Source organism: Curtobacterium sp. MCBA15_007, assembly GCF_001864905.1.
GTDB classification, from domain to species: Bacteria; Actinomycetota; Actinomycetes; order Actinomycetales; family Microbacteriaceae; genus Curtobacterium; species Curtobacterium poinsettiae.
The window spans coordinates 1-608 of record NZ_MJGM01000038.1; the positions used below are offsets into that span (position 1 = coordinate 1).

Genomic DNA, 608 nt, shown 5'->3' on the forward strand with positions numbered 1-608 from the left:
CCGCAGCCGCTCCGCCGGCAGCCGTTCCGGCCCAGGCCGCTCCGGCAGCAGCTCCGGCGTCCGCGCCGAGCACCACGGCCGCCGCCGCGGTCCCGAACCCCACGCAGGACGGCGCAGCCTCCGGCTACGTCACCCCGCTGGTGCGCAAGCTCGCCAACGAGCAGGGCGTCGACCTGTCCACGGTCACCGGTTCCGGTGTCGGAGGGCGCATCCGCAAGGAGGACGTCCTCGCCGCCGCCGAGAAGGCCCCGGCCGCCCCGGCTGCAGCAGCACCCGCTGCCGCGTCCGGCCCGTTCGTCGCCGAGGTGTCGCCGCTGCGCGGCACCCGCGAGAAGATGACGCGCCTGCGCAAGGTCGTCGCCGAGCGTGCCGTGCAGTCGATGACCTCGACCGCACAGCTCACGAGCGTCGTCGAGGTCGACGTCACGAAGGTGGCGCAGTTCCGCGACGCCCACAAGGCGGAGTTCCTCGAGAAGACCGGCTCGAAGCTCTCCTTCATGCCGTTCTTCGCCCTCGCGGCGTCCGAGGCACTGAAGGCCCACCCGAAGATCAACTCCACGGTCGAGGGCGACGAGATCGTCTACCCGGAGACCGAGAACGTCTCCATC

Annotated in this window: 1 protein-coding gene; it reads left to right on the forward strand. The window is 72.0% G+C overall.

What is annotated here, in order from left to right; genetic code table 11:
* The coding region (locus BIU95_RS13335) for a 2-oxo acid dehydrogenase subunit E2 (RefSeq protein WP_175470772.1) at positions 1-608 on the forward strand (608 nt) is incomplete at both ends.